This is a genomic window from Paenibacillus cisolokensis, assembly GCF_050481165.1.
GTDB classification, from domain to species: domain Bacteria; phylum Bacillota; class Bacilli; order Paenibacillales; family Paenibacillaceae; genus Paenibacillus_AH; species Paenibacillus_AH cisolokensis.
The window spans coordinates 24,905-43,751 of sequence record NZ_JBCNFP010000003.1 but is presented as its reverse complement, the minus strand read 5'-3'; the positions used below and the strand labels follow the sequence as shown (position 1 = coordinate 43,751).

Below are 18,847 nucleotides of genomic sequence, written 5' to 3'. Positions count from 1 at the left end.
TGCGAACCGTTTAACGCTCGGCATCGTTTTTTTCAAGGGAGGTGTATGTCATGTCTCGCAAATGTTTCATTACGGGCAAAAGCCCGGGAAAAGGCAACCACGTGTCTCACGCCAACAACAAAACGCGCCGCACGTGGGGGGTTAACGTCCAAAAAGTCCGGATCCTCGTCGACGGCAAACCGAAGCGCGTATACATCAGCGCCCGGGCTCTGAAATCCGGCAAAGTGACTCGCGTATAACCGACCGATAGCAAAAAGCACCTGGAACATGAACATTCCAGGTGCTTTTTTTAAGCCGAAACGCCGCTTCGCCGCCCGATCCGGCGCAAGCCGTTTCGGCGACCCTGCCTCTCCCAAAGACCAATACGGCGGCCGCTCGCAAGCCGGCAGCCGTTAACCCGTAACCAGCAGCCCGAGTACCCACAATCGTTCGACGGCGGTTGCTTCGAATTAATTTTTTTGGAAGGTGTTCAGAATCGCTTTGACGAAACCGCCCAAAAACTTCGGCAGTTTGATCGTATAAAATTTCATGCTCCATCCCTCCTCGAACGCGCTCATCGAAACAGGACCTCTGTTTATGTAACATCCTATGCGGTGCGGGTCCGTCCTATTCCATCCGGGAGCGCCCATTTGGCGGGAGGAATAACGGATCAGGCCGGGGGCGGATTTTCCCGAATGTATGCGATCATCGCAATGACAATCGTGGAGCCGAAATACCAGAAAATCGCAAGCACGATAAACCAGATGCGGGGAGCGAGACGTTCATAGCGGCGAAAAAACCGGATGCCCAGATACAGCGCAAGAAGCGAGAAAACATACCGCATCAGATTCGCCGTCAAGGCAAACATCGCGAGCAGGCTGCCGCAGACGATGCTGTAAAGGGCAATGTAGGCGAACGTCTTCCATTTGCTCTCTTCCAATCGGTCGTAGTCCTCCATCCGCGAATCGTCTCCTCCCTTATCGCAGCGCCGCGATCGCAGCCGCCCGGTCCTTCTCGCCGAATACGGCATTCCCGGCGACCAGCACGTTCGCCCCGGCCTCCCGTACGAGCGGCGCGGTGTCGGCATTAATGCCGCCGTCGACTTCAATATGAATCCGGTCCAGCCTGCGTTGCCGCAGGATGGCGGACAGCGAACGGATCTTGTCGAGCGTCTGCGGGATGAACCGCTGTCCGCCGAATCCCGGATTGACCGTCATCACAAGCACGAGATCGATGTCGTCCAGCACATGCTCGACCGCGGACAGCGGCGTTGCCGGATTGAGGGCGACGCCTGCCGGCAGCCCGTGCTCGCGGATCAGATGAACGACCCGGTGAAGATGGACGCACGCTTCCGCATGGACGGTTATCCGGTCGGCGCCGGCCGCCGCGAAGGCCGGAATGTAGCGCTCCGGCTGCTCGATCATCAGATGGGTGTCGAAGGTCAGCTTCGTGTAGGGGCGCACCGCCTCCACGACGAGCGGACCGAACGTCAAATTCGGCACGAAATGACCGTCCATGACGTCGATGTGGATCCAGTCGGCGCCGGCGCGTTCCGCTTCGGCGATTTCCTCGCCCAGACGGGCGAAATCGGCCGACAGGATCGAAGGGGCGATAATGGACATGGTCAGTACCTCCGTTTTTTCTCTTTCATCTCGTTCAAAAACTGCACGTAATGCTCATACCGCGATTCGCTTACCACCCCTTCCGCTTTGGCGGCCAGAACGGCGCAGGAAGGCTCGTGGACGTGCGTGCAGCCGCGAAACCTGCATTCGGCCGTAAGCTCCCGCATTTCCGGGAAACAGCGTCCGAGGTCCTCAATCCCGAGTTCCGCGAAATCGAGCTGGCTGAAGCCGGGCGTATCCGCGACGAACGAGCCGTTTCCGAGCGGTATGAGCTCCACATGCCGCGTCGTATGCTTGCCCCGGCCGAGCTTCATGCTGATTTCGTTCGTCTCCAGCGAAAGCCCCGGCACCAGGGCGTTGAGCAGTGACGACTTGCCGACGCCGGACTGTCCGGCGAAGACGGACAGGCGGCCTGTCAGCCGGTCCCGCAGCTCCTCGACGCCTTCGGCCAGGCGGGCGCTCGTGCCGATTACCTCGTAGCCGATCGGCTCGTAAATTTCCCGTACTTTCCTGGCCGCCTCGCGCGCGGCGTCCGCTTTCTCGCCACTCGCTGCAAGGTCCTGCTTGCTCAGGCAGAGCACCGCCGGAATGCCGGCATGCTCGATATGCACGAGAAACTTGTCCAGCAACTGCAAATTAAGCGCCGGCTCGAGAACGGAGAACACGAGAACGGCCTGATCGACATTGGCGACCGGCGGACGAATCAGTTCGGATGTGCGGGGCAGTATTTCGTCCACCGTGCCTTCGCCGTTCTCCGTCACGCTGTAGACGACTTTGTCGCCGACGAGCGGGCTGACGCCCTTCTTCTTGAAGATGCCCCTTGCGCGGCATTGCAGCAGGGAAGCGGGCGCCGAACCGTTCTCCCGGTCCGGCTGAACGTAATAATAACCGCTTAACGCTTTGACGATTCGTCCCGTCATACGGCTCTGTCTGTCTTTCATGGCTCGCCGTTCTCCCCGTCGCGATTATCCCGCTTGCCTCTGCCCCGGTCTTCGCCTCTGCCGCGCTCGTCGTCGTCGTCCGTTTCTCCCGTATCCGGCTGCTCGCCGTCAGGCGGCGTCTCGTCCTGGAAGAAGCCGTTTGACATTTCGAATCCGGGAATAAATACGGTGCCCGGATGCTCGCCCGAAACCGCCTCGTCGTACGTGATCGAGGACGAATCCATAAAGACGCCGTCGCGTTCGATCGTCACGGTCGCTTCCGTATTCGGAACGAGTACAAGCTTGACCTGGAACGTCTTCGTATTGTTGATTTTTTTCGTTCCCCAGTCGATATTTTCGCCCCGCGCGTCGGAGTAGACGATGTGAACCTCGCTCGTCCCTCCTACTTCGGCGGGACTGATGACGACGTTGTACGTGTACTCGATCGCGTCCTTCGGCGGTCCGGAGCTGACCGTAAGCGTCACTTCGGCGTTTTTCGTCACTTCGGCGCCCGGAGCGTACGGATACTGCTCCATCACCTCGCCTTTCGGGACGGTGAAGCTCGGTTCGTATACGACCTCGTCTCCGGTCAGCCGCAGGCCGAGCGCCTGCAGCTGGCTGCGCGCCTGCTCCTCGTTTTTGCCCCTCAGATCGGGCATCTTGAACGTAGCCGGCCCTTTGCTGACCGTCAAAGTGATGTTCGTCTTCTTCGGATCGAACTGCTCGCCGGCCGCCGGCGATTGATTGATCACGGTGCCGGGATTGGTGTCGCTGTGCTCTTCCTGCTTCTTGATATTCGCCTCAGGCACGCCGAGCGCCCGCAAAGCTTCCACCGCATCGCCGTAAGACGACTCCGCGAAGGACGGCATTTCTTCCATGCGCGGTCCCAAGCTGACCCACAGCTGGATAAGCGCGCCTTCCTTGACCCGCATGTTCGATTTGGACTGGTCGAACACGATGCCGTTCTCGACGTCGTCCCGATGCTCCTTAACGGGCGGCTCCTCAACGCGCAGGCCGGCGTCCTGCAGCATTTTGCGGGCTTCGTCCTCCGTTTGGCCGACGACGTACGGGACTTCCACCTCCGGCACGTCGAGAATCGCCAGCACGGTGCGAACGCCCCAAAACACGAGCGCGATGATGACGAGCGTCACCGATACGGTCACGACGGGACGCACCCATTTCTTCTTCGGCTGCGCGGCGGCAGACGGTTCGTCCGGCTCTTCGTCCTGAACGGGCGCAGCGCCCGCAGTGCCCGTGGCTCCCACGGCGCCCGCGGCGCCCGCAGCGCCTGCGCCTGCCGGCGTCGGCCGCGCGCCGGACGACGGTTGCGAATCGCGCAGCGCGCCTCCGATGGCCGGCATGATGCGCGTTTCATCCATATCCGCTTCGGCGTCGTTGTCGAAGACGAGTTTGGGCTCGTTCAGCCGGTCCGGCTGCAGGCACGTTTCCAGATCGCGCAGCATTTCGCCGGCCGACGTGTAGCGCTCGCCGGGATTTTTGCGCATCGAGCGCAAAATAATATTTTCCACGCTTTGCGGAATGTGCGGGTTGACGACGCGGGGCTCCACGAACGTCTCCTGCAAATGTTTAAGCGCCACGCTGATCGGGCTTTCCCCGTGGAAGGGCAGCTCGCCTGTCAGCATCTGATACAGTACGACGCCAAGCGAGTAAAGGTCCGACTGCTCTCCTGCGCTGACCCCTTTGGCATGCTCCGGCGAGAAATAGTGCACGGAGCCGACGACCGAACCGGCTTGCGTAATCGTGGCCGACGTCACCGCGCGGGCAATGCCGAAGTCGGTCACTTTGACCCGGCCGTTCTTGCCGATCAATATGTTGTGCGGCTTGATATCGCGGTGAATGATCTGGTTCTGGTGCGCATGTTCGAGCGCGTCGCAAATTTGCTGCGCGATGCGCACCGCCTCCTCCGTCTGCAGCGGCGCACGTTCCTGGATGATTTCATTGAGATTATGACCTTCGATATATTCCATGACGATATAATGGATATCGTCCTGCTGCCCCACATCGTAGATGCTGACGACATTGGGATGCGACAGCGATGCGGCGGACTGCGCTTCGCGGCGGAAACGCCGGATAAATTCTTCGTCGTGTACGAACTGCGAACGCAATACTTTAACTGCAACACGGCGGTTCAACAAAATGTCGTGCGCCTTGTAGACGAGCGCCATGCCGCCCCCGCCGATGCGGGAGATGATTTCGTACCTTCCACCCAAGTCCTGCCCGATCATCGCGCTCACCCCTCCCGCTCCGTACAGGCATCCTTCAGCAGAATGACCGAAATGTTGTCATCCCCTCCGGCTTCCAGCGCCAGCTCGATCAGACGCTCTGCCTGACCGTCCAGGTCGAGATCTTCGCGGCGCAGCGTGTCCAGCATCTGGCTTTCGCTGACCATGTTGGTCAGACCGTCGCTGCACAGCAGGATCGCTTCGCCCGGGGCCGTGTCAATCCGGATCACGTCCACCTCGACGTTCGCGTCCGTGCCGAGCGCGCGCGTCAGCACGTTCCGGCGCGGATGATTGAGCGCTTCTTCGGCGCTGATCTGCCCCGCCTTGGCCAGCTCGTTGACGAGCGTATGGTCTTCCGTCAGCCGGACAAGGCCATCGGCGGTCAGTTTGTACGCGCGGCTGTCGCCGATATGGCCGATCACGGCGCCGTTCCGCTTCAACAGCGCGGCGACGACCGTCGTCCCCATATTATGATACTGCTCGTTGCGGGAAGCCATCTCGTAGACGATCGCATTGGCCCGCAGAATGGCCTGCCGCATATGATCGGCCGCTTCCTCGTCGGTAAGGTCTCCTTCCAACTGCTGCATCGCTTCCCGGAAAGCGTCAACCGTCATCTGGCTGGCCACATCGCCCGCGCGGTGTCCGCCCATCCCGTCCGCGACGATGGCGACCGTCAAGCCTCCGGCCGTCTCCCCCACCCAGCTGCGGTCTTCGTTCACGAGCCGAATCCGCCCGGTATCGCTTCGATTTGCCGTCCTCAATTCCGATCACCTCGCCATAGAATCCATATGCTTCGCCCGCAATTGCCCGCAGGCGGCCGCGATGTCATGACCTTGCTCCCTTCGGATCGTCGCGTTGATGCCGTTGCGGACCAAAATGCGGTGAAATTCGAATATATCGTCGCGGGACGTTCGCACGTATTTGCGCTCCGGCACATGGTTGACCGGGATCAGGTTAACGTGGCAAAGCATCCCTTTCAGCACTTCGGCCAGCTGCTGCGCATGTTCGGGGCGATCGTTCACATTGCCGATCAGCGCGTATTCGAACGTAATGCGCCGCCCCGTCTTCTCCAGATAGTACCGGCAAGCTTCCATCACATCCGCGAACGGATAGCGGCGGTTGACGGGCATCAGCTTCGAGCGGAGCTCGTCGTTCGGGGCGTGGATCGAGATGGCCAGATTGATCTGGGTGTCTTCGTCCGCGAAACGGTAAATGTTCGGCACGATGCCGCTTGTCGATACCGTAATATGCCGCTGCCCGATGTTCAACCCTTTCTCATGGATCATAATGCGCAGAAACGTCATCGTCTCTTCGTAATTTTCGAACGGCTCGCCCGAGCCCATAATGACGATGCTCGATACCCGCTCGCCGGTGCGATCCAGCATCTTCTGGGCGGTGACGACCTGGGCGACGATTTCGCCGGCCGTAAGATTCCGCTTCAGACCGCCGAGCGTCGAAGCGCAGAACGTACAGCCGATGCGGCAGCCGACCTGCGTCGTCACGCAGACGCTGTTGCCGTAGTTATGCCGCATGATGACCGTCTCGATCGCATGGTTGTCGTGCAGACCGAACAGAAACTTGACGGTGCCGTCCTTGGACTCCAGCCGGGTAATCTCATGCAGCGCGGCAAAACGGAACTGGTCGTCCAGCTTTTCGCGCAAGCCCTTCGGCAAATTGGTCATATCTTCGAATCGCTCGACCCGCTTCGCGTAAAGCCAGTCGAACAGCTGGTCGGCGCGGAACGCCGGCTCGCCGTTCTCCTTCATCCAGTCTCGAAGCCGTTCCAGCGTATAGTCGTAAATGATCGGTTTCATCTTATCACACCTGTTGGATTTGTAAGGCGGCGGAGCCGCTATCGATTCATTTTACCACAAACGCCCATGACAGACCACTTTGCGGATTGTCACGGGCGTTTGCTGGTTATGAATCGGACCGTCTGCGCAGGCGGGCGATGAAGAAGCCGTCGCTGCCGAAATGATGAGGCAAAATTTGGGCCATTCCCGGAAACGGGCCGCCGCCGATCGCGCCCGCCCGCCGCAGCGCGGCGAGCGTCCGCTCCGGCCATGCCGGATCGGCCGCGAATTCGGGATGGCGCTCGAGAAACCGCGCGATCTGGTTCTCGTTCTCTTCCGGCTCGATCGTGCATGTGCTGTAGACGAGCGTGCCGCCCGGACGGACGAGAGCGGCCGCCGTTTCGAGCAGCCGCCGCTGCAAGTCGGCAATGGCGGCTATATCTTCCGGCGACTTCGTCCATTTGATGTCCGGCTTGCGGCGGATGACGCCGAATCCGGTGCACGGCGCGTCCAGCAGCACGACGTCGAACGAGGCCGGATCGAACCGCCGGTCCAGCTCCGCCGCGTCGCCGGTGATCGCCCGGACCGAGGCGAGGCCGAGCCGGCCGGCCTGGTCCTCGATCAGCTTGCGCTTATGCGGGTGCAGGTCGTTCGCCCACACTTCGCCGCGATCCTCCATCAGCTCGGCGAGGTGGGTCGTTTTGCCGCCCGGAGCGGCGCAGCAATCGAGCGCGCGCATGCCGGGCCGGGGCGCCGCGACTTCGGCGACGAGCATGGAGCTCTCGTCCTGCACCGTCCACAGCCCCGCCCGGTAGCCGTCGCTGTCGGCAAGATTGCCGCCCCGCCGGACGACGATGCCGGCCGCGGCCGCATCGGACGGACGGGCGTCGAAGCCGGCCGCCGTCAGGCGGGCGAGCGCCTCCTCCGGCGACAGCCGCAGCCGGTTGACGCGCACGCTCGCATGCGGCGGCTCGTTGCCCGCGGCGCAAATCGCCTCGGTCCCGGCTTCGCCGAAGACGGCGATCCAGCGGCACACGAGCCACGCCGGGTACGAATGGCGCAGCGCGATTCGTTCCGCCGGATCGGCGAGACCGGCCGCCGCTGCAAGCACGATCGGCGCCTCCGGCCGGCCGCCTGCGTTGCCGGCGTGCCCGGCTGCGATGCCGGTTCGCCCGGCTGCGTCGTCGGCGTGCCCTGCTGCGCCGCCGGTTTGCCCGGCTGCGTCGTCGGCGTGCCCTGCTGTGCCGCCGGTTTGCTCGACCGTCCTGCCGGTTCTCCCGGCTGCGTCACCGGATCGCTCTGCCGCGCCGCCTTCACCGGAAGCCGTCTGTGCGATGCTTCGCTGCAAGCTCCGCAGTACGCCGTTAACCATCCCCGCGATGCCGGCGTGCCCGCGCTTCTTGGCGATCGCAACCGCCTCGTTCACGGCCGCGTGAGGCGGCACGCGGTCGAGGAACACAAGCTGGTAAGCGCTCATCCGCAGCAGCTCCAGCACCCACGGCTGAAGCCGCTCCAGCCCTTTGGCGACGAAGCGGGCAAGCAGCGCATCCAGCGTATGACGGCGCTGAATCGTGCCGTACACCAGCTCCGTCGCCAGCGCCGCGTCGACCCGGGACAGCCCTGACGAGCGAAGCGCCCGGTTCAGCTCGAGATTGCTGTAGGCGCCGGCCTCGGCTACGCGGAGCAGCGCATCGAGCGCCACGGTCCGGGCCGACCGGCCCCGTTCCGGATGCGGCCGGCCGTCCGCCTTGCGCGCCGCGCGCTGCCGGCGATCGTCCGCTCCCGCTTCCGCCGCGCTTACGCCGGATCGGCCGCTCGCATGTCCGCCCGGCCGATCCGGCGAAACGGATGGCCTGGTTCGACGCTCCGCCGGCCGCGGCTGTCCGCTCCGTCCATGTTTGCCGTCGCGGCCGCCGCCGGGCGCGGTCATAATTCGCCTCCGCCAAACACCGTGCCGACCGCGAGTCTGGCGCCCTTGAGCCATTCGGCCGCCGGCATCGCACGCTTGCCGGCCGGCTGGATTTGCGTCAACAGCAATACGCCGTTTCCGGTCTGCACGGCAATCCCCTCGCCTGTGACGCGTACCACCTCTCCCGGCGCCGCGGCCGTATCGGCTGAATCATCGGACACCGCGCACGCCCAAACCTTGAACGGCTCGCCGTTCCACAGGGTGAACGCGCCGGCGAACGGGGACAGCCCTCTCACCTGATTGTAAATTTCCCTGGCGCTCCGGCTCCAGTCAATCCGCTCGTCGTCTCGCGTCAAGTTCGGCGCATACGTCGCCTCGGCGTCGTTCTGGGGAACGGCAACGGCCGTTCCGTCGGCGATCGACGGCAGCGTGCGGCCGAGCAGCTCGGCGCCGGCGACGCTCAGCTTGGCGAACAGCGTGCCCGACGTGTCGTCATCCGCGATCGGTACTTCGACCCGGCTGATCATATCGCCCGTATCGAGTCCTTCGGCCATATACATAATCGTAACGCCGGTCACCCGCTCCCCGTTCATAATCGCCCGCTGGATCGGCGCGCCGCCCCGGTACTTCGGCAGCAGCGAGCCGTGCACGTTAATGCAGCCGAGGCGCGGCAGCTCCAGCACCGCAACAGGCAATATTTGCCCGTACGCGGCCGTCACGATCAGATCGGGCTTGTACGCAGCTATCGCTTCCACCGCTTCCGGACGGCGAATCCGCTCCGGCTGAAGGACAGGCAGACCGTGCTTCAGCGCGACCTCCTTCACCGGCGGCGGCGTCAGCGTGCGCTTGCGCCCTTTCGGCCGGTCGGGCTGCGTGACGACAGCCGCGACGTCGTACCCTTCGCGAATAAGCAGCTCCAGCGACGGGACGGCGAATTCCGGCGTACCCATAAACACGATGCGCATCGGTTATTCGCCGCCTTTGTCCCGTTCGGAAATATCGTATACGCGCTCGGCGATATCGGTGAACAGTATGCCGTTCAGATGATCGACCTCATGCTGGAACGCCCGCGCCAAAAAGCCGGTCGCCTCCACGACGAACGGGTTGCCGTGCCGGTCCTGGCCTTTCACCTTCACCCGGTCCGCGCGCCGGACGTCGCCGTTCAGGTTCGGAATGCTGAGGCAGCCTTCCGGCCCGAGCTGTTCGCCGTCGGCTTCAATAATTTCCGGGTTGACCATTTCGATCAGTCCGGTTTCCTCGTCGCCGACATCGACGACGATGACGCGTTTCAAAATGCCGATTTGCGGAGCCGCCAGGCCGACGCCCTCGGCGTCGTACATCGTGTCGGCCATATCGTCGAGCAGCTTGTGCAGATTGGCGTTGAATTTCGTTACTTCTTTGGCAACTTCCCGCAACACGGGATCGGGAACTTTCACTATCATTCGAATGGCCATCGTTTTCCCATCCTTTATTCAACCGTATCGTGACGGACGGATGCCGTCCTATAAAATGACTTGCGGGTCGACGTCGACGGCGAACTGCACCCTGCTTCGCGCCGGGCCGTCCGCAAACGACGCCAGCGCTTGCCGGACGAGAGCCGGCGCGTCGACGCTCCCCCGATATTTTATCATACATTGAAAACGGTAGCGATCTTTCATCCTGGCGATCGGCGAGGCGACGGGGCCGAGCACGTCGAAAGCGGCCGGACCCGGCCTGTCGAGCGGACCGAGCACGCCCGCTCCGGCGGCAAGCCGGCGCAGCGCTTCCGCAAACCGCTCGCTCTCCGCCGCCAATAGCGGCAGCTCTTCATGCGACATCGTAATCAGAATGAGACGGCAGAACGGCGGATAGCCCATCGCCCGCCGGTGGCGCAGCTCATGGCGCACGAACGAATCGTAGTCGTGGCGCGCCGCCGCTTCGATGGCGTAATGCTCCGGCGCGTACGTCTGCACGACGACCTCGCCGGGGAGGTGGTGCCGCCCGGCCCGGCCGGCCACTTGCGTCAGCAGCTGGAACGTCCGCTCGCCGGCACGGAAATCCGGCAGGTTGAGCGACGTATCCGCGGCAATGACGCCCACAAGCGTCACGTACGGAAAGTCGAGCCCCTTCGCGACCATCTGGGTGCCGAGCAGCACGTCCGCCTGACGGTTGCCGAACTGCTTCAGCCATTTTTCGTGAGATCCTTTCTCCGTCGTCGTATCGACGTCCATCCGGATAACCCGGATGCCGGGAAACAGCTTCGCCAGCTCTTCTTCCACCCGCTGCGTCCCCGTGCCGAAAAAGCGGATATGCTCCCCATCGCACGACGGACATCTGTTCGGCGCTAGCTCCGCATGTCCGCAGTAATGGCACCGCAGCGCTCGCGTCTTCTGGTGATAGGTCAGCGATATGTCGCAATGGGGGCAGACGGCCGTATAACCGCATGTGCGGCACATGACGAACGTCGAGTAGCCGCGCCGGTTGAGCAGCAGCACCGCCTGCTCGCCCCGTTCGAGCCGCTCGGCCAGCGCGTCGTGCAGGCGGCGGCTGAACATCGAGCGGTTGCCGCTGCGCAGCTCTTCGCGCATGTCGACCACTTCGACCGGCGGCAGCGGCCGTCCTCCGACGCGGTCCGGCATCGGCAGCAGCGCCGTGCTCCGGCCTTCTCCCGCCGGCCGGTGAGCGGCGGCGTACGTCTCCAGCGAGGGGGTCGCCGATCCGAGCACGACCGCGGCGCCGTGCTGCCGGGCGCGGCGGATGGCTACGTCGCGGGTATGGTATTTCGGGCTCTCTTCCTGCTTGTACGACGCTTCATGCTCTTCGTCCATAATGATGAGGCCGATTCGCGGGAAAGGCGCGAAAATGGCCGACCGGGCGCCGATCGCCACCCGAACCCGACCCTCGCGTATTTTGCGCCACTCATCGTACCGCTCCCCGTTCGACAAACGGCTATGCAGCACGGCGACCGCATCGCCGAACCGCCCTTTAAACCGCTCCACCATTTGCGGCGTCAACGAAATTTCGGGCACCAGCACGATCGCTTGCCGCCCTTGATTCAGACAATGCCGTATCGCCTGCAAATAGACCTCGGTTTTGCCGCTGCCCGTTACACCGTGAAGAAGAAAAAATCCGGCTTCGCCGGATTCGATCGCCTTGGCGATTTGCTCGTACACATGCTGCTGTCCTTCCGTGAGCGGAAGCGGCGAGGTCGTCGCGAACTCGCGTCCGGCATAAGGATCGCGTTCCTGCTCGGTCTCCTCGATGCGGACGATTCCCCTGTCCGCGAGCGCCCGCACGCTGCCGGCGGATGCGCCGGCTTCGGCGAGCAGCGCCTGAAGCGGCACCGGACCGTCTTTCTCCAGCAGCAGCCGGAGCAGTTCCCGCTGCTTGCCGGCGCGCGCGGGCAGCTGCTCCAGCGCGTCGCGCGCCGCCTCGCGATTCTCGGGCGGGTAAACCGTCAGCACTTTGCGAATCGACAGGCGGTCGCGAATCGCCGAGCGCTCCGCCAGCACGCCTGCGCGCAGCGCTTCCTTCACCTCCGCCGCACATTCGGGAAAGCGCTGGCGAAGCGCATCGAGCTTCACCTCTCCGCGGCTTTGCAGCCAACGCAGCAATTCGCCCGGAAGCAGCTCTTCGGCTTCGCGTCCGCGCTCCCGGGCCAGCGATACGTACCGCTCGGCCCGGCCCTTCAGCGCGGCCGGAATCATCGCCTGCAGCGCGGCCGTCCACGTGCAGCAATATTTGACGCTCATCCACTCGGCGAGCGCGACAAGATCGGCCGTCAGCGGCGGCACCGGATCGAGCAGCTCGTCGACCGGCTTGAGCCGGTCAAGGTCCACATCGGCCTCGTCCGCAAGCGCCGTCACGAAGCCCTGCACGACCCGGCCGCCGAACGGCACGCCGACGCGGCTGCCGACCTCGATCCATCCCGCCATCGCTTCCGGAACCTCGTAGTCGAACGGCCGATCCGTTTGCCGGGACGGCACATCGACGATCACTTTGGCAATCATCGGCGCTCCCCGTCCCTGTCCGCGTCTGCGGATTTCCCGGCAGGCTGGACGTTCGTACCGCTGTCGCCGGTGCCGTCAAGCCGTTCGGCGACAAGCTGCATAATGCGCTCCGCCGCCTCGCGCTTGCTCATCAGCGGCAGATCGGCCACAAGTCCGCTACGATCATAAATTTGCACGATATTCGTATCGACGTTGAAGCCCGCCCCTTCCGCCGCGACGTTGTTCGCCACGACAAGATCGCAATTTTTCCGCTGCAGCTTGTCCATCGCATATTTCTCGATATCGCCCGTCTCCGCTGCGAAGCCGACGAGAAACTGGCGGGTTTTCCGCGCGCCGAGCTCCTGCAAAATGTCGGTCGTCTTCACCAGCTCAAGCGTCATCGTATCGCCGCTCTTCTTGATCTTCCGGTCCGATGCCGCGGCAGGCCGGTAGTCCGCCACCGCCGCCGCTTTAACGACGATGTCCGCTTCGTCGAAACGGGCGACGACTGCGTCCAGCATTTCCGCGGCCGATCTGGCATGGACCAGCTCGACACCCGCAGGCGGCATGCCTTCCGTACGTCCTGCGACGAGCACGACTTCGGCGCCCATGTTGCGGGCCGCTTCGGCAATGGCGAATCCCATCCGGCCGGAGGAATCGTTCGTCAGGAAGCGGACCGGATCGAGCCGCTCCACCGTACCGCCCGCGGTGACGAGCACCCGCCTGCCGGCCAGCAGCTCGCCTTGCCGGAACAGCCTTTCCGCAGCGGCCACGATATCCTCCGGTTCGGCCAGCCTCCCTTTGGCGACATAGCCGCAGGCGAGCTGTCCCGTACCGGGCTCGACGAAACGGACGCCGCGGGAAGCGAGCGTCTGAATGTTGGCGACGACTGCGGGATGCTCGTACATATGAACGTTCATCGCCGGCGCGACAATAATCGGCGACGTTGCCGCGAGCAGCGTCGTGCTCAACATATCGTCGGCAAGTCCGTTCGCCATCTTGCCGATGATGTTGGCCGTCGCGGGCGCCACGATGATCAGGTCGGCGTGGTCCGCCAGATCGATATGCGCGACGACCGACGGGTCCTTCTCGTCGAACGTGTCCAGATAGACGGGATGGCGCGATAGCGTCTGCAACGTCAGCGGCGTAATGAATTTGGTCGCGGACTGCGTCATGATGACGCGCACATTGGCGCCTGCCTGCACCAACCGGCTGCACAGGATGGCGGCTTTATACGCCGCAATGCCTCCCGTCACCCCGAGCAGAATCGTTTTCCCCTTCAGCATGGCCTTCCCTCCGCCTTTCTTTCAAATCCTGTCTGCCTGTTCCGCACCGTACTGCCAGGCATCGCTTCTGCTGCGCATCGTGCTCAGCGCTTCCGTTGCGCATCTGCGCATCGCTCCTGCTGCACATCGTGCTCAGCGCATCTGGAGGGCGTTCTCTCCAGAGGCGGCCGCCAGGCGCCGAAGCTTGCAGTTTCTTTTGCTGAACAATTCTGCAAAAGTGCAGTATTTTCGGGCGCAAAAAAACAAAAACGCGAAAATTACTGCGATTATGCAGTATTTTTGACCCGTTCAAGCCAGACAAGCGAAAATTACCAAAAAATACTGTATTTTTGCAGGATTCCGCGCCATATTCGGACATTCGGGCCAAAATTCCTGCACTTTTGCAGGATTTTGCACCATACCTTCCATATCTTGCCACATCCTCAACTTTCCTGCACTTTTGCAGGATTTTGCACCATATCTTGCCACACCCTCAATTTTCCTGCACTTTTGCAGCTTTTCGCCAAAGCAATCTGCCAGGAGATGGGGGCGTTGAAGGCGGGGCACACCGACGGACCGGAGACGATTTGACGGGTGGCGCGGACGGTTAGACAGGCAAATAGGAAGTAAATTTTACACTTTCTTTTATCTTAAAAAAATAACAACCTTACAGGTTGTCATTCGGTTACATTTGAAATTCGGGCAAGCCCCGGCCCTTCGTTTACTTGTCGGGCTGCTCGATGACGATGACGTCGTGATAAATCTCTTCCAACGCCACGCCGACATGCTTGTGCGACTTGACCTGCTGCAGCTCCGTCTTGCTTCCGTCGCGGAGCATCCGGGCGCGGCGGGAAGCGGCAACGACAAGCGAATATTTGCTTTCGACTTTCTTCATCAGTTCATCAATGGAAGGATAAAGCATCCATGTCACCTCTCGATCTGTCATGCTTTCTTCGTGGAAGCGTGCTGCATGGCGGCGAAATCTCCCATGACCCGCTCCCTGCGGCAATGCTCGGCTACAACGATGCACTGAATCCGGTGGCAGGCGGCCTCTATGTCGTCGTTGGTCACCGCATAGTCGTAATGGCGCAGCAACCCGATCTCTTCGATGGCGACCGACATGCGATGATCGATCGCGTCTTTGCTTTCCGTGCCGCGTCCCTCGATCCGCTGCTTCAATTCGTCCAGCGAAGGAGGCATCAGAAAGATAAAGACGCCCTCCGGAAATTTCTCCTTGACCTTGAGCGCACCTTGCACCTCAATTTCAAGAATGATGTCCTTGCCGCTTTCCAGCGTCTTCTCGACGAAGTCGCGCGGCGTACCGTAATAGTTACCCACATATTCCGCATATTCCAAAAGAGCGTCGCTGTCTATCATCTCCTGAAACTGCTCGCGGCTTTTGAAAAAGTAGTTGACGCCGTCGATTTCGCCTTTGCGGGGCTTGCGCGTCGTGGCCGAAACGGAATAGACGAGATCCGGCACCTTGCGCCGGAGTACCGAACAAACCGTTCCTTTGCCGACGCCCGACGGACCGGACAATACAATGAGCAATCCTCTCTTCATAATACTCCCCGTCAATTATTCGTCGTTATCGTCATCCTTGGTGGAAAGCCGGTGCGCGACCGTTTCCGGCTGCACGGCCGACAGAATGACGTGATCGCTGTCGGTAATGATGACCGCGCGCGTGCGGCGGCCATAAGTCGCGTCGATTAGCATATGCCGGTCGCGCGCCTCTTGAATGATCCGTTTAATCGGCGCCGATTCCGGGCTTACGATCGAAATGATGCGATTCGCGGAAACGATGTTCCCGAACCCGATATTAATGAGCTTGATGGCCATAATCAGGTTTCCCCCTCCGGTCTTCCTTCGTGCAACTGATCGAATGAATCGGTATATCGCAAATGATACGCAAGTACGCTAAGTCCTTCCGGCATTCGTCCGGATCAGGCAGACCATTTGCACTATTCTTGACGAAAAAAGTCCGGAGCATACGTTCCCCCATGCCATTTTCGTCCTAGACGGCAGCCTTAACGCGCCAGTCTGTCCGTCCGAGCAAATTACCGACAAGTGTAAATCGGCATTCATTTCCTTATTCTAATGGATTTTGGGCGAACGAACAAGTAGGAGCGAGAAAATAAAAGAAAAAAGCTCGATTGGCGGCCGCCAGCCTGCTAAGACTTCCATGGCCTGCCAATACGAGCCGATTTTCACCAGCGGCTATCTCTCCGTCTTCTTCCAAACGTATTCCGTCAACCGGACGGCCATATCGTAAAACATAAAAGGAGTCATAATATAAATGCCTTTGAAATGAGGCAGCGCCGCATCGATCAGCTCCTCGGCGATACGGACGCCTTCGGCTCGGCCCGCTTCGCCTTCCAGGCCGGCCATTCGGCGGCGAACTTCGTCGGACAGCTGGATGCCGGGCACTTCGTTATGCAAATATTCCGCATTCCGTCCGCTGGCCAGCGGCATGATGCCGATAAAGATCGGAACCTTGATATGCTTGGTCGCTTCGGCGATCCGGGCAATCAAACCGGCATCGTAGACCGGCTGGGTCATAATGTAATCGGCGCCCGTCTCGACCTTCCGCTCCATCCGCTTGACCATCTTGTCGAGATTCCGCACGTTCGGGTTGAACGCCGCGCCGATCACGAAGTTCGCCTTTTGCTTGAGCGGCTTGCCCGAAAACGCGATTCCCTCGTTCAGCTGTTTGATCATCCGAATCATCTCGAACGAGGTCAGGTCGTAGACCGAGCTGGAATCCGGCAAGTCGCCGAATCTCGCCGGATCGCCGGTAACCGCCAGCACATGGTCGATGCCGAGCGCGTCGAGCCCCATCAGATGCGACTGCGTACCGATCAGATTGCGGTCGCGGCAGGCGATGTGCACGAGCGGGCGCAGACCGAGCCGCTCCTTGACGAGCGAGGCGAGCGCCAGATTGCTCATGCGGGTGACGGCCAGCGAATTGTCCGCCATCGTGACCGCATCCACCCGCGCCGCTTTCAGCGCCGCCGCGCCGGCCATAAATTTGCGGATATCGAGATCCCGGGGAGGATCGAGCTCGACGATAACCGTATGCCGCTGCCGGACGAGCGTCGTCAGCGGCGGCTCTTCGATCTTCGTAACGTGCAGCTCCGGCTGCGAAACCGGCGGAACCGGCGGCGCCGTTTCCGCTGCCGTCTTCTGCCGATCGCCTCCGTGCTCCGCCTCTCCGGGCTGCGGCACGTAGCCGGCCAGCGAGGCGGCGACGGCGGCGATATGCTCCGGCGTCGTACCGCAGCAGCCGCCGATCAGCCGTGCGCCGCGATCGGCAAACCGGCGCGCCATATCCGCAAAATATTCGGGCGACGCCGTATAGGAATATTTCCCGTCCACATAATCGGGAATGCCCGCGTTCGGATAAACCGACAGCGGCAGCGAAACGGGCGCTTCGATCCGGTCGATCGCCCGCAAAATGCCGTTCGGCCCGGTACGGCAGTTGAAGCCGACGATGTCCGCGCCGCCGTCGCGCAGCTGTTCGAACGCTTCGTGCAGCTTGACGCCGTCACGCGTCCTTCCGGTCTCCTCGACCGCAAACTGGCATATGGCCGTAATGCCGGACAGCTCCCGCACGATGCGCAGCGCGAGCGCCATCTCTTCGAGATCGTAGAACGTCTCCAGCAAAATGCCGTCGACGCCTTCATCGATCAGCGCGCCGATCTGCCGTTTGAACGACCGTTCCAGCTCCGGTATGCCGATATTCTGACGCTTGCCGGCGCGAATGGAACCGACCGCCCCGACCACATAAGCGTCCGCGCCGACGGCAGCCCGCGCCACGCTGACGCCCGCCCGGTTGATCGCCTCGGTCTCGTCCTCCAGCCCGTAACGGGCCAGATTTTCCGGGTTCGCCGAGAACGTATTCGTTTCGATGACGCGCGCCCCCGCTTCATAATAACGCCGATGGACTTCCTCGATGACGTCCGGCCGCAGCGTATTGAATTCCTCGTAGGAAACGCCGACGGGGAACCCCATCTGATACAGATAGGTCCCCATTGCCCCGTCGCCTATGAGGATGCGGGTTTGGAGCGCTTCCCGCAAATCCGGCTTCATGCTCATCCCACCTATCACAATCCTTCCCAGGTGCCGCGAAACACTTCCGCAGCGGGCCCGGTCATATAAACATGATTGTCGCGTTCGTCCCATTCGATCAGCAGATCGCCGCCTTTGAGCGAAACGGTGACCGTGCGGTCCGTCAAACCGTTCAGCACCGAAGCGACGACCGTTGCGCACGCGCCCGTTCCGCATGCGAGCGTCGGACCGGCGCCGCGCTCCCAGACGCGCATATCGGCCTGATTGCGGGAATTTACGGTAACGAATTCGACGTTGATTTTGCGCGGAAACATCGGATGATTCTCCAGCTTCGGCCCCCATGTGCCGAGATCGAAGTTGACCGCGTCGTCCACATAGATGACGCAGTGCGGGTTGCCCATCGATACGGCCGTAAAGCGGAATTCGCGTCCGTCCGCTTCGATCGGATGGGCGATGACGGGATTGGCGTCGACCGTCGTCGGCACTTTGAGCCCTTCGAGGATCGGTTCGCCCATATCGACCCGTACCAGAGCCGCCTTGCCCGCCTCCGCCGTCACCCGCACCTTCTGTACGCCGGCGCCGAGCGTTTCGATCGTAATTTCGGTTTTGTCCGTCAAGCCGTTGTCGTAAACGTATTTGGCGACACAGCGGATGGCGTTGCCGCATTGCTCCGCCTCCGAGCCGTCGGAATTGATAATCCGCATCCGGAAGTCCGCCTTCGAGGAAGGCAAAATGTATACGAGGCCGTCCGCGCCGATGCCGAAATGGCGATCGCACAGCTTGACGGCCAGCTCCGCCACGCCGTCCGGCAGCTTGTCCTGCCCGGCGACCACGATAAAGTCGTTGCCCAGTCCATGCATTTTCGTAAAATTCATCGTCGCACCCCTTGCTGAAATCCATACCTGCAAATTCCGACAATATCCTAATAAAGCATACCGCAAAAGGCGGAAAAGCGCCATGGCAAATTTCATATATTGTTTGCACTCTATCACAAACGCCGGACGCCCGCAAGCTTTCGCCTGCGGGCACCGTTGTTGGCCGTTTTCGGAATATATAGAAGGCAATGCGCAGCGCGCAATC

The 18,847-nt window shown here is 61.7% G+C and carries 18 protein-coding genes; 1 reads left to right on the top strand and 17 read right to left on the bottom strand.

Annotated elements, in window-relative coordinates:
• Window positions 1-50 precede the first annotated feature (50 nt).
• Window positions 51-239: a 50S ribosomal protein L28 gene (rpmB, locus tag ABEV74_RS00650; protein WP_062492507.1), complete on the top strand. Its 189-nt coding sequence runs from the start codon at window positions 51-53 to the stop codon at window positions 237-239.
• A gap of 210 nt (window positions 240-449) precedes the next feature.
• Here rpmB and spoVM read toward each other — a convergent pair whose 3' ends face one another.
• The 17 genes from spoVM to dapF form a co-directional block, all read right to left on the bottom strand.
• Window positions 450-530 carry a stage V sporulation protein SpoVM gene (spoVM, locus tag ABEV74_RS00645; protein ID WP_010345573.1) on the bottom strand — a complete coding sequence of 27 codons (81 nt, stop codon included), beginning with the start codon at window positions 528-530 and terminating at the stop codon, window positions 450-452.
• Between the two features lie 119 nt (window positions 531-649).
• The gene (locus tag ABEV74_RS00640) at window positions 650-937 is read right to left on the bottom strand and encodes a hypothetical protein (protein WP_062492506.1); all 288 of its coding nucleotides are present in this window, start codon (window positions 935-937) and stop codon (window positions 650-652) included.
• Window positions 938-956: 19 nt separating this feature from the next.
• On the bottom strand, window positions 957-1,601 hold the full coding sequence (gene rpe, locus ABEV74_RS00635) for a ribulose-phosphate 3-epimerase (RefSeq protein WP_430142771.1): 645 nt from the start codon (window positions 1,599-1,601) through the stop codon (window positions 957-959).
• A gap of 2 nt (window positions 1,602-1,603) precedes the next feature.
• Window positions 1,604-2,542 carry a ribosome small subunit-dependent GTPase A gene (gene rsgA / locus ABEV74_RS00630; RefSeq protein WP_430142769.1) on the bottom strand — a complete coding sequence of 313 codons (939 nt, stop codon included), beginning with the start codon at window positions 2,540-2,542 and terminating at the stop codon, window positions 1,604-1,606.
• Window positions 2,539-4,767: a Stk1 family PASTA domain-containing Ser/Thr kinase gene (gene pknB, locus ABEV74_RS00625; protein WP_430142767.1), complete on the bottom strand. Its 2,229-nt coding sequence runs from the start codon at window positions 4,765-4,767 to the stop codon at window positions 2,539-2,541. Before pknB ends, rsgA begins: the two co-directional genes overlap by 4 nt.
• Before the next feature lie 5 nt (window positions 4,768-4,772).
• On the bottom strand, window positions 4,773-5,525 hold the full coding sequence (locus ABEV74_RS00620) for a Stp1/IreP family PP2C-type Ser/Thr phosphatase (protein WP_213530150.1): 753 nt from the start codon (window positions 5,523-5,525) through the stop codon (window positions 4,773-4,775).
• A 6-nt stretch (window positions 5,526-5,531) separates the two neighbouring features.
• Window positions 5,532-6,578, bottom strand: coding sequence for a dual-specificity RNA methyltransferase RlmN (rlmN, locus tag ABEV74_RS00615; RefSeq protein WP_062492502.1), 1,047 nt, complete (start codon window positions 6,576-6,578; stop codon window positions 5,532-5,534).
• 106 nt (window positions 6,579-6,684) lie between these two features.
• Window positions 6,685-8,487, bottom strand: a complete 1,803-nt coding sequence (gene rsmB, locus ABEV74_RS00610) for a 16S rRNA (cytosine(967)-C(5))-methyltransferase RsmB (RefSeq protein WP_430142765.1) — start codon at window positions 8,485-8,487, stop codon at window positions 6,685-6,687.
• Complete coding sequence (gene fmt / locus ABEV74_RS00605) at window positions 8,484-9,431, bottom strand: methionyl-tRNA formyltransferase (protein ID WP_213530154.1); 948 nt, start codon at window positions 9,429-9,431, stop codon at window positions 8,484-8,486. The genes rsmB and fmt overlap by 4 nt, the downstream gene beginning before the upstream one ends.
• A 3-nt stretch (window positions 9,432-9,434) precedes the next feature.
• Complete coding sequence (gene def / locus ABEV74_RS00600; RefSeq protein ID WP_430142764.1) at window positions 9,435-9,920, bottom strand: peptide deformylase; 486 nt, start codon at window positions 9,918-9,920, stop codon at window positions 9,435-9,437.
• A gap of 48 nt (window positions 9,921-9,968) precedes the next feature.
• Window positions 9,969-12,455 (bottom strand): primosomal protein N', encoded by a 2,487-nt coding sequence (gene priA / locus ABEV74_RS00595; protein ID WP_430142762.1) that lies wholly within the window; start codon window positions 12,453-12,455, stop codon window positions 9,969-9,971.
• A complete protein-coding gene (gene coaBC / locus ABEV74_RS00590; RefSeq protein WP_430142760.1) occupies window positions 12,452-13,720 on the bottom strand; it encodes a bifunctional phosphopantothenoylcysteine decarboxylase/phosphopantothenate--cysteine ligase CoaBC in 1,269 nt (422 codons plus the stop codon). The genes priA and coaBC overlap by 4 nt, the downstream gene beginning before the upstream one ends.
• 700 nt (window positions 13,721-14,420) lie before the next feature.
• Entirely contained in the window at window positions 14,421-14,621 is a 201-nt protein-coding gene (gene rpoZ, locus ABEV74_RS00585) for a DNA-directed RNA polymerase subunit omega (protein WP_062492497.1), read from the bottom strand.
• 20 nt (window positions 14,622-14,641) lie between these two features.
• Window positions 14,642-15,262 (bottom strand): guanylate kinase, encoded by a 621-nt coding sequence (gmk, locus tag ABEV74_RS00580; protein ID WP_062492496.1) that lies wholly within the window; start codon window positions 15,260-15,262, stop codon window positions 14,642-14,644.
• 15 nt (window positions 15,263-15,277) lie between these two features.
• On the bottom strand, window positions 15,278-15,538 hold the full coding sequence (gene remA / locus ABEV74_RS00575; RefSeq protein ID WP_005548256.1) for an extracellular matrix/biofilm regulator RemA: 261 nt from the start codon (window positions 15,536-15,538) through the stop codon (window positions 15,278-15,280).
• A gap of 378 nt (window positions 15,539-15,916) precedes the next feature.
• Window positions 15,917-17,788 (bottom strand): bifunctional homocysteine S-methyltransferase/methylenetetrahydrofolate reductase, encoded by a 1,872-nt coding sequence (locus ABEV74_RS00570; RefSeq protein ID WP_430142758.1) that lies wholly within the window; start codon window positions 17,786-17,788, stop codon window positions 15,917-15,919.
• 14 nt (window positions 17,789-17,802) lie between these two features.
• Window positions 17,803-18,642 carry a diaminopimelate epimerase gene (gene dapF / locus ABEV74_RS00565; RefSeq protein ID WP_062492495.1) on the bottom strand — a complete coding sequence of 280 codons (840 nt, stop codon included), beginning with the start codon at window positions 18,640-18,642 and terminating at the stop codon, window positions 17,803-17,805.
• Between the last annotated feature and the right edge of the window lie 205 nt (window positions 18,643-18,847).

Excerpts from the sequence above, each read along its gene's own strand:
- def (WP_430142764.1), bottom strand. The coding sequence starts at position 9,920 with ATGGCCATTCGAATGATAGTGAAAGTTCCCGATCCCGTGTTGCGGGAA.
- dapF (WP_062492495.1), bottom strand. The coding sequence starts at position 18,642 with ATGAATTTTACGAAAATGCATGGACTGGGCAACGACTTTATCGTGGTC.
- ABEV74_RS00570 (WP_430142758.1), bottom strand. The coding sequence starts at position 17,788 with ATGAAGCCGGATTTGCGGGAAGCGCTCCAAACCCGCATCCTCATAGGC.
- pknB (WP_430142767.1), bottom strand. The coding sequence starts at position 4,767 with ATGATCGGGCAGGACTTGGGTGGAAGGTACGAAATCATCTCCCGCATC.
- rlmN (WP_062492502.1), bottom strand. The coding sequence starts at position 6,578 with ATGAAACCGATCATTTACGACTATACGCTGGAACGGCTTCGAGACTGG.
- rsgA (WP_430142769.1), bottom strand. The coding sequence starts at position 2,542 with ATGAAAGACAGACAGAGCCGTATGACGGGACGAATCGTCAAAGCGTTA.
- coaBC (WP_430142760.1), bottom strand. The coding sequence starts at position 13,720 with ATGCTGAAGGGGAAAACGATTCTGCTCGGGGTGACGGGAGGCATTGCG.
- rpe (WP_430142771.1), bottom strand. The coding sequence starts at position 1,601 with ATGTCCATTATCGCCCCTTCGATCCTGTCGGCCGATTTCGCCCGTCTG.
- spoVM (WP_010345573.1), bottom strand. The coding sequence starts at position 530 with ATGAAATTTTATACGATCAAACTGCCGAAGTTTTTGGGCGGTTTCGTC.
- priA (WP_430142762.1), bottom strand. The coding sequence starts at position 12,455 with ATGATTGCCAAAGTGATCGTCGATGTGCCGTCCCGGCAAACGGATCGG.
- rpoZ (WP_062492497.1), bottom strand. The coding sequence starts at position 14,621 with ATGCTTTATCCTTCCATTGATGAACTGATGAAGAAAGTCGAAAGCAAA.
- rsmB (WP_430142765.1), bottom strand. The coding sequence starts at position 8,487 with ATGACCGCGCCCGGCGGCGGCCGCGACGGCAAACATGGACGGAGCGGA.
- gmk (WP_062492496.1), bottom strand. The coding sequence starts at position 15,262 with ATGAAGAGAGGATTGCTCATTGTATTGTCCGGTCCGTCGGGCGTCGGC.
- remA (WP_005548256.1), bottom strand. The coding sequence starts at position 15,538 with ATGGCCATCAAGCTCATTAATATCGGGTTCGGGAACATCGTTTCCGCG.
- ABEV74_RS00640 (WP_062492506.1), bottom strand. The coding sequence starts at position 937 with ATGGAGGACTACGACCGATTGGAAGAGAGCAAATGGAAGACGTTCGCC.
- rpmB (WP_062492507.1), top strand. The coding sequence starts at position 51 with ATGTCTCGCAAATGTTTCATTACGGGCAAAAGCCCGGGAAAAGGCAAC.
- fmt (WP_213530154.1), bottom strand. The coding sequence starts at position 9,431 with ATGCGCATCGTGTTTATGGGTACGCCGGAATTCGCCGTCCCGTCGCTG.